This window comes from Streptomyces sp. NPDC026062, from assembly GCF_055568375.1.
This window is the reverse complement of sequence record NZ_JBVHOQ010000092.1, coordinates 1-8,478: the sequence shown is the minus strand read 5'-3', so window position 1 is coordinate 8,478 and position 8,478 is coordinate 1. Positions and strand designations below refer to the sequence as shown.

The window sequence follows — 8,478 nt, the reverse complement described above, 5'->3', positions numbered from 1 at the left end:
GCAATCCACACCGAACCCGGAAGGCCCTCACTCGTTCAAGATCACCCCACCGTGAAACCTGTCACCAACCTCCGTGGACAGAACAGCTAGGGCGCTGTGTCGAAGTCCCGCCCGCCCGGCGACGCCTGGCACGACAGGACGGGCCGGGGCCCGGGAGCGGGGGCATGGCGGTGTCCCGCGCGCCGGGCGGGCGGGGCACCGCCATGCCCGGGCGCCGCTCAGCCGGGCGGGCGCGTCCGCGTCGGGTAGTGGTCGGCCACCACCCGGTCCATGGCTCCGATCCGGTCCGTGACCACGCTCTTCCCCGAGAAGTAGACATGGCCCCGGACCTGGTCGTACGCGGCGGCGAAGTCGAGGTGCCGGGACAGCTCTGTCGGGTCCTGCCAGGCGGCGGGCTGGGCCGGGTCCCCCGCCTTGTACAGGGCCTCACCGATGAAGAGGTCCACCCCCGTACCCCGCACCACCTGGTTCCACCAGGGCACCAGTGCCGCGTAGTCGGCGGGCGCGAAGCCGATGTTCCAGTACAGCTGGGGACAGATGTAGTCGATCCATCCCGTCTTGATCCAGCCGACGGTGTCGGCGTACAGGTCGTCGTAGGTCTGCACACCCGCAGACGTCCATGAGCCGAGCGGGTCGGTTGAGGCGTTGCGCCACACACCGAACGGACTGATGCCGAACCGGACGGCAGGCTTGAGCGCCTTGATCCGCTCGGACATCTCGCGCACCAGCAGGTCACTGTTGGAGCGCCGCCAGGCGGCCCGGTCGGGAAAGCCCGCACCGTACTTCGCGTACGCGGCGGCGTCCCCGAAGCTCTGGCCCGCCACCGGGTACGGATAGAAGTAGTCGTCCCAGTGGACGGCGTCGATGTCGTAGCGCCGGACCGCGTCGAGCATCGCGTCCCGGACGAAGGCGCGGACCTCGGGCAGTCCGGGGTTGTAGTAGAGCTTCCCGCCGTACGGCACGACCCACGCGGGGTTGAGCCGCGCCGGATGGCGGGCGGACAGCCGGGACAGGTCGGTGTGGTTGGCGACCCGGTAGGGGTTGAACCAGGCGTGCAGCTCCAGGCCCCTGTCGTGGGCCTCCCGGACCGCCGTGCCCAGCGGGTCCCAGCCGGGGTCCCGGCCCTGGACGCCGGTGAGGTAGCGGGCCCACGGCTCGTACGGTGACGGCCACAGCGCGTCGGCACTGGGGCGGACCTGGAGGATCACCGCGTTCAGCCGCCGGGCGACGGCCTCGTCGAGGTACGCCATCAGCCCGGCCCGCTGCTCGGCCGCGGACAGACCCGGCTTCGACGGCCAGTCGACGTTGTCGACCGTGGCCACCCACATGCCCCGGAGCTCGCGCCGCGGCACGTCGCGGGGCCCGCCGCGCAGGCCCGAGGGGGCGTCCTCCCGCGCGGTCGCGGCGGCGTCACCCGCGACCGCGGCCAGCACTCCCGCGACCGTGCCGGCCGCACCCGTCACGAACTTCCTTCGTTCCATGTGCCGCATATCGCCGTACCTGCCGTCCCTGCGCTCGCGTCCGAAGCCCGTGATCCGGGTGTGAGGACGAGCATGCCCGCCCCGGCCCGCGATCCCCGGTAGGGGCGGGCGGCAAACGGGGGACGGCGGCGGAAGCGCGGCCGGGTGCCCGCCCGGTCCCCGACGCCGCCCCCATCTGCCGCTCGCTCCGAGGCGCGGAGTAACGTCGTGGGGTCGTGGTGGAGCCCGGAATCAGACGGAAGCCGCCGACCGGAGAACAGCGAAAGGCACGAGGTGACGGACTCTATGGCCGATATTGCACGCGTCGGAGTGGTGGGCTGTGGCCAGATGGGCGCAGGCATCGCGGAGGTGTGCGCCCGCAGCGGCCTCGACGTCAAGGTGGCCGAGACCACCGGCGAGGCGCTGGAGATCGGCCGCACCCGGCTCCACAACTCCCTCTCCAAGGCCGCCGAACGCGGCAAGATCACCGCGGAGGAGCGCGACGAGACCCTGAGCCGTCTCAGCTTCACCACCGACCTCGGAGAGTTCTCCGACCGCGATCTCGTCATCGAGGCCGTCGTGGAGAACGAGCAGGTCAAGACCGAGATCTTCCAGGTGCTGGACCAGGTGGTGACCCGGCCGGACGCGATCCTCGCCTCCAACACCTCCTCGATCCCGCTGGTGAAGCTGGCCGTCGCGACCTCCCGCCCGGACCAGGTCATCGGCATCCACTTCTTCAACCCGGCACCGGTGCAGCGGCTCGTCGAACTGATTCCGGCACTGACCACGTCGGACGAGACGATCAAGCGCGCCGAGGCCGTGGTCCAGGACATACTCGGCAAGCACCCGATCCGCGCCCAGGACCGTTCCGGCTTCGTCGTCAACGCGCTGCTGATCCCGTATCTGCTCTCCGCGATCCGGATGTTCGAGTCGGGCATCGCCAGCCGCGAGGACATCGACAACGGCATGGAGATGGGCTGCGCCCACCCGATGGGCCCGCTCAAGCTCGCCGACCTGATCGGTCTCGACACGGTGGCCTCGGTCGCCGACTCGATGTACGCCGAGTTCAAGGAGCCGCTGTACGCCGCTCCCCCGCTGCTCCAGCGCATGGTGGACGCGGGCCGGCTGGGCCGCAAGACGGGCTCGGGCTTCTACCCGTACGCCTGACCGCCCGCGGGCCCGGCGCTCACGCCGCCGGGCCCGCTCGGAGCACGGTTCCCCGTGGCCCGGTGCCGGGCAGCTGCATGGCGATGTCACGTCATGCGTCCTTCAGCTCCAGTGCGTCGAGGACCGCCCGGGCGACCCTTCGGGGCCACGTCCGTCGGTGGCGACGACCCACCCTGGGGACTTCGGTTCGGGCGAGGTGAACAACACCTCGCCCGTCCCCGACGCCATGGATTCCCGCAGGTCCGCAAGGCGCACGTGCTGAGGGTCCCACCACCTCCGGTCCCGCCCGTGCATCCGTACGGCCCCCGGAAGCGGTCCGTGAGGGTGGCCGGACCACCTGGGCGAGCCGGTGGCGGGTGAGGAGTCGCCACCGCGTGGCCGCTTGCCGACGGCGGGCTCCTCACCCGCGTACGGAGTCGGCGCTGCGCCGGCCGGGGTACTCCGCGCCGGTGAGAGCCAGCAGCGGGGCCGCCTTGACAGCCGTCTCCTCGAACTCCGCCTCGCGATCGGACAGGGCTATCACGGCCCCACCCACTCCGTACCGCACACGACCGGGAGTGACCACCGCGGTACGGATCGCCACGCTCAGGTCGACCGCGCCGGACAGGGAGAAGTAGCCGATGGCACCCGAGTAGACGCCGCGCGGCCCGCCCTCCAGCCGGTCGATGATCTGCATGGTGCGGATCTTCGGCGCGCCCGTCATGGAACCGGCGGGAAACGCTGCCCGGACCAGGTCCACTGGGGTGCGGCCGCGGCGCAGCTCGGCCCGGACCGTGCTCACCAACTGGTGCACGGTGGCATAGGTCTCCACCTCGAAGAGCTCGCTGACCTCGACCGATCCGGCTTCGGCATGGCGGCCGAGGTCGTTGCGCACCAGGTCCACGATCATCAGGTTCTCGGCCCGGTCCTTCTCGTTTCCCCGCAGCTCTTCGATCAGCTCCGCGTCCTCGAGCGGGGTCTCACCGCGCGGCCGTGTGCCCTTGATCGGCTTGGATTCGGCGATTCCCTCCGAGCCGAGGCGCAGGAACCGCTCGGGTGAGGAGCTGAGGACGGTCAGGGAGCCGAAGCTCAGCAGTGCCGCGTAGGGGGCCGGGCTGAATCTGCGCAGCGTCCGGTAGGCCTGCCACGGATCGAGCGAGCGGTCCGCCGTCGCCAGGTTGGTCAGGCAGATCTCGTACGACTCGCCTGCCGCTATCTCCTCCTGGCAGGCGTCGATCAGCCGCAGGTAGGCGTCCCTGTCCTGGCGCAGCCGTATCTCCGTGGGACCCGTCGTGGGCGGGGCCGGTTCCTCGGCCGGTACGCCCGCGAGGGACTCCAGGTCCCTCGTCGTGGCGGCCATCCAGACCCGGGCTGCCGCCTCGTCGCCGTCCTCCACGAGAGCCAGAACGTGGGTGAGGCCGGTCGCGTGGTCGAGGACCACCGCGCGGTCGGCGAAGACCATGGCGGCGTCGGCGTCCTCCGCCTGGTGCACCGCTTCTCCGTCACATTCCGCCTTCAGTTCGTATCCGAGGTATCCGACCCAGCCGAGCGCGAACGAGAAGGGGAGCGGGGGGACTTCCGTCCGGATCGCGCGCAGGTCACGGTCGAGCCAGTCCAGGAACGCGCCGGAGACGATCTCGACGCCCGCGGCCGAGACGACGGTGACGGTGCTGCTCCACACGTCGGCCTTGGCCACCCTGGCGAGCGGGCCCCCGGCGGCGCCCATGACGGAGAAGCGGCCGGACTCCGAGTCGGGCCGGCTGCTGTCGAGCCAGAAGGCGTTCTCCGCGGCGCCGAACAGGTGGTGGTAGGCGACCTCGTCGTGCCAGCGGGTGGGCAGCCGTGTCGCCAGGACCCGCAGGCGACGCGTGCCGGACACGGACGCGCCCTCGTCCTCGTCCTCGTCCTCGCCCGGGACCGAAGCCTCCGGGGCCGAGTCACCCCTCGCGGCGCCCGGCACCGTGCCGCCTTCCGGCGCGGCCGACACCGCGGACGGTACGGTCTCCTCCGCCGTGCGGGTCACTGCTCGCCCTGCCATGTCCGACGGCCTGCCGTGCCCGGACCACCACTCCCGGGTCACGTCCCGGAAGTTGGCGAGCAGTTCGTGCCCGTACTCGGTGAGGATCGATTCCGGGTGGAACTGCACCCCCCACTGCGGAAGTTCGCGGTGACGGTGTCCCATCAGAGTGCCGTCGTCCGCCCACGCCACCGCCTCCAGCACGTCGGGCAGGTCGTGCACCGCCAGCGAGTGGTAGCGCACCACGTCGAAGGTGGTGGGCAGACCCCGGAACAGTCCGGCCCCGGTGTGGCGGACCGTGGACAGCCGCCCGTGGCGGGGTTCGGCGGCCCGGGAGACCGTACCTCCGTGCGCCAGGGCAAGCCCCTGGTGGCCGAGGCAGATGCCGAGAAGCGGAAGACCGCCGCGTTCCACGATCTCCCGGCAGATGCCGAAGTCGTCCGGACGTCCGGGGTGCCCGGGGCCCGGGGACAGGACGACGTTGTCGAACTCGGCCAGCATCGCCGGGTCCCACCCTGGGTCGTCGTTGCGCAGCACCACGGGCGCGGTCCCGTTGCTGCGGGCCAGATAGTGGCTGATGTTGAAGGTGAAGGAGTCGTAGTTGTCGATCAGCAGGGTCCGCACGGAAGTTCTCTCGCATCCGGGTCGGCGGCCCGCTCGCGGGTCCGCTTCGGCAGGGGGAGACCAGGCTTCGTGGCAGCCCGGCCGGTGAGGGCGGCCGCCGCGCGCTCACGGGCGCGGCGCGGTCGGCGTCTCAGCGGGTGGTTCCGTGCGGCGCGGTCGTCGCGTCGGTGATCTCCAGGAGGAGGTAGTCGATACTCTCCGTCCCCTCCCTGATCGTGCGCCTGCCCCGCTCGTGCAGGACCCGGCCGCTCTCCGCAGCCATCGATTCCAGCGTCGGAAGGTCCCCCCGCTCGCTGAAGTGGAGCAGGACCCTTCCACCGGGCGCCACATGGGACAGGCACTCGGCGAGATAGCGCCGGTGGGTCCGGTAGCCGGGATCCACGTAAGCGCGCTCGTGGTCCGTCGCATAGCAGTAGTCCGGGGGCGCGAGGACGAAGTTCGAGTGCCAGAACACGGTGTCGTAGCGGTCTCCCGGCTCCAGCGCGTCGAACAGGTCGCTGCGCACCGCCCGCACCCGGTCCGCCACCAGGTGGCGCTCCGCGTTCACCTCGGTGTTCTTCGTGGCCTGGGCGCTGATGTCCAGGGCGGTGACGCGGTCGCAGCCCTCCAGCGCGGCCGACACCGCGATGACGCCGGTACCGGAACCCACTTCGAGAAACGAGCCGCGCCAGTTCGCCGGGGACTCCTCGGTGAGACCGAGCAGTTCCATGGCGACGCCGGTCGACGCCGAGAAGGGCGGCGCGAACACGCCGTCCAGCAGGGTCCACAGGCGTCCGGCCAGAAGGAAGGACGACGGCCGGTCCCTGTGGTGCAAGGAGGCTCTGCTGCGCTCCAGTGACCGCTCGTAGTCGTTGATGGTGGGTTCGGTACGTGTCGCAGACATGATGCCCCTCTTCCTGGAGTGTGTCCTCACGTGATGTCACTCCGGGGAGGCCCTGTGCCGTCCCCCGCAGCGATCCTCCCCGGGCCTGCCCGGGTGCATAAGGTGGCGCCGCAACACTGCGCCGACGACGGATGATGTCGCAGGCACACGTCGCTGCGAAGTTGTGCGCCAGTCGCTTGATCCGATCGGAGAAGCCACACACGTTCGAACCGCACAGCTGATCGCAGGTCGTAGGGGTAAACAGACGCGCCGGGCGAGGAGACCATCGGCGTGCGCTTTGGAGCGAACCGGGTGGTGCGCCACTTCACACGCGAGGAGATCAGCGTGATGCGCTCGCGGACTTCGCCGCCGTCGCAGCGGAGAAGGCCGAACTCCTCGACCGGGCAGGACCCGGGCCGCACCCCTCGCTCAGCACCGGAAGACCTTCACGGGGACGTCCGGCACGGGTGCGCACGGCAGGGACCAGGAGGTGGCCCTGTCGCAGCAGGCCTCGGCTCACGGTGGCACTCACAGCGGCACGCGCAGCGCTCCGTCGACGAGACCGGCGGCCCGTTCCGCGTCGGCGCTGCCGCTCGCGACGAGGTCCTCGCGCACGGCCCGCAACCGGTCACGCAGCCGCTGCGACTCCATACCTCTGGCGTGCTCCGCCATCTCCGCCGCCGTGACCGCCGCCCGGTCGGGCTCGCCCTGCCGCAGCTCGATCGTGGTCAGCATCGCCAGCCGGTGGACCCGGCCCCGGTCGTGCGCGGGGGCACGCACCGCGGCCGAGGCATGTTCCCGGGCCGCCGTCAGGTCCCCCAGGCCGAGCAGGGCCTCCGCCACCTGGACGTCGACCAGACCGGGCTGGACGTACCCCGTCTCGTCCGGCTCCCGGCCGGGCCGGATCCGTCCGGCCTCGGACTCGGCGTGCCGGATGCATCTCAACGCGCTCGGCCCGTCGCCGAGACAGGCGTACGCCTTGGCCTGCATCGCATGGAGATCGGCAGCGAGCGCGGGCGTGATGTCACGTCCGGCGGCCCGCAACGCCGCCTCGGCGAAGGCGACGGACTGCCGGTACTCGCCGAGGAGGAGCGACTGGTTCACCAGCAGGGCGATCACATAGCCGCCGAGCCCCCGGTCCCCGCTCGCCTTGGCCAGTCGCAACGCCTGGTGGAAGTAGCGCTGGGCGAGCCCGTGCGCGTCGGAGTCGTACGCGCAGATGCCCGCCACGGCCACCAGAGCGCCTGTCGCGCGGTGCAGCTGACGCCCCATCGCATCGCTGTAGCCACCGCGCAGCAGGGGGGCCGTCTCGGAGTTGAGGAAGCCGACGATGCGCGAACGCGTCGCGATTCCGCCCGCCTTGCGGTACATCAGTTCGTAGTGGGCACGGGCGGCCCGCAACGTCGCTATGTCGGCCGGGCGGACGCGGTGCGGGCCGGTACGGGACACGTCGGCGTCCTCCGGCGGGTTCTCCCACTCCCAGACGGGCATCACCGCGGTGGTTCCGGTGACGGCCGGGGCGGCGGTGACGTGCGGGCGCTGCTGTTCGTCGGAACGCCACAGGGCGGTGGCCCGCTCGACGAATCCGGTGAGCGGGGAACCCTGCGCGGACGGTTGGCCGCCGAGGGCCGCCATGCCGATGTCATCGAGCGAGAGTGCCCTGCGCAGCCGATTGCCCAGCACCTCGCAGATCAGATCGGGCACCTGGCCGCGCGGCCGCTGGCCCTTCAGCCAGCGGGCGACGGCGGTGTGTTCGTAGCGCAGGCACAGCCCCCGGGCGCGGCCGGCCTGGTTCACATGCGCGGCGAGTCCGGCCCGGGAGACACCCGCCTCGTCGATCAGAGCCTCTAGCAGAGTGTTGGGCTCCATTGCCCCCATCGCCCCCATTGCCCCCTCCGGTGGATCGGCGCGCCAAGGACGCGTCGCCCCAGTGGAGCACGATTCACACGGGGTGTGAACGGAATGCCCGAACCGTCCCACTGCGCACTCTGTTGCACCGGTACCAGGATCGCTTGAATGAATGCCTCGCAAGAGGCGGCCGGGTCGTCTGCTCCCCCTCGTACAGCACGACGACCCGCACCCGCGTCGTCCACTCTGCCGACCTGCCCGACACACCGCGGCAGTGCGGACGGCGCCGGATCGCACGGCCCACTGCCCACGGAACGGAGGGTGGACGCGGGGTCGGCCGGGAACCGGGTTCCTCCGGGCCCGGCCGGGGCCCGCGTGCGGTCCCCCGCCTCTTGGCGAGCACACAGGAGGGGCGTATCCGGTGGCCGGACACTGTTGGCCAATGCCCCTTTTCACTCCGCCCCACCGGATTTATCCGGTGGGGCGGAGTGCTGCGAAGTGTGAGGTGCGTGTCGGGGCGA

The 8,478-nt window shown here is 71.3% G+C and carries 5 protein-coding genes; 1 reads left to right on the top strand and 4 read right to left on the bottom strand.

Annotated elements, in window-relative coordinates; translation table 11 throughout:
* Positions 1-218: 218 nt before the first annotated feature.
* Positions 219-1,490: a glycoside hydrolase family 10-like protein gene (locus ACZ4LX_RS37490; protein ID WP_467651790.1), complete on the bottom strand. Its 1,272-nt coding sequence runs from the start codon at positions 1,488-1,490 to the stop codon at positions 219-221.
* Between the two features lie 276 nt (positions 1,491-1,766).
* Here ACZ4LX_RS37490 and ACZ4LX_RS37485 point away from each other — a divergent pair, with 276 nt between their 5' ends.
* A complete protein-coding gene (locus ACZ4LX_RS37485) occupies positions 1,767-2,627 on the top strand; it encodes a 3-hydroxybutyryl-CoA dehydrogenase (protein WP_467651788.1) in 861 nt (286 codons plus the stop codon).
* Positions 2,628-3,027: 400 nt separating this feature from the next.
* On the opposite strand, the gene pabB is transcribed toward ACZ4LX_RS37485, so the two are convergent.
* From pabB to ACZ4LX_RS37470, 3 genes are all read right to left on the bottom strand, one after another.
* A complete protein-coding gene (gene pabB / locus ACZ4LX_RS37480) occupies positions 3,028-5,247 on the bottom strand; it encodes an aminodeoxychorismate synthase component I (protein WP_467651786.1) in 2,220 nt (739 codons plus the stop codon).
* Positions 5,248-5,377: 130 nt separating this feature from the next.
* Positions 5,378-6,130 (bottom strand): methyltransferase domain-containing protein, encoded by a 753-nt coding sequence (locus ACZ4LX_RS37475; RefSeq protein WP_467651784.1) that lies wholly within the window; start codon positions 6,128-6,130, stop codon positions 5,378-5,380.
* Positions 6,131-6,637: 507 nt separating this feature from the next.
* Positions 6,638-7,978 (bottom strand): transcriptional regulator, encoded by a 1,341-nt coding sequence (locus ACZ4LX_RS37470; protein ID WP_467651782.1) that lies wholly within the window; start codon positions 7,976-7,978, stop codon positions 6,638-6,640.
* Between the last annotated feature and the right edge of the window lie 500 nt (positions 7,979-8,478).

Bases quoted from the DNA above. Each gene is read 5' to 3' on its own strand.
- ACZ4LX_RS37475 (WP_467651784.1), bottom strand. From the start codon at position 6,130: ATGTCTGCGACACGTACCGAACCCACCATCAACGACTACGAGCGGTCA.
- ACZ4LX_RS37470 (WP_467651782.1), bottom strand. From the start codon at position 7,978: ATGGAGCCCAACACTCTGCTAGAGGCTCTGATCGACGAGGCGGGTGTC.
- ACZ4LX_RS37490 (WP_467651790.1), bottom strand. From the start codon at position 1,490: ATGCGGCACATGGAACGAAGGAAGTTCGTGACGGGTGCGGCCGGCACG.
- ACZ4LX_RS37485 (WP_467651788.1), top strand. From the start codon at position 1,767: ATGGCCGATATTGCACGCGTCGGAGTGGTGGGCTGTGGCCAGATGGGC.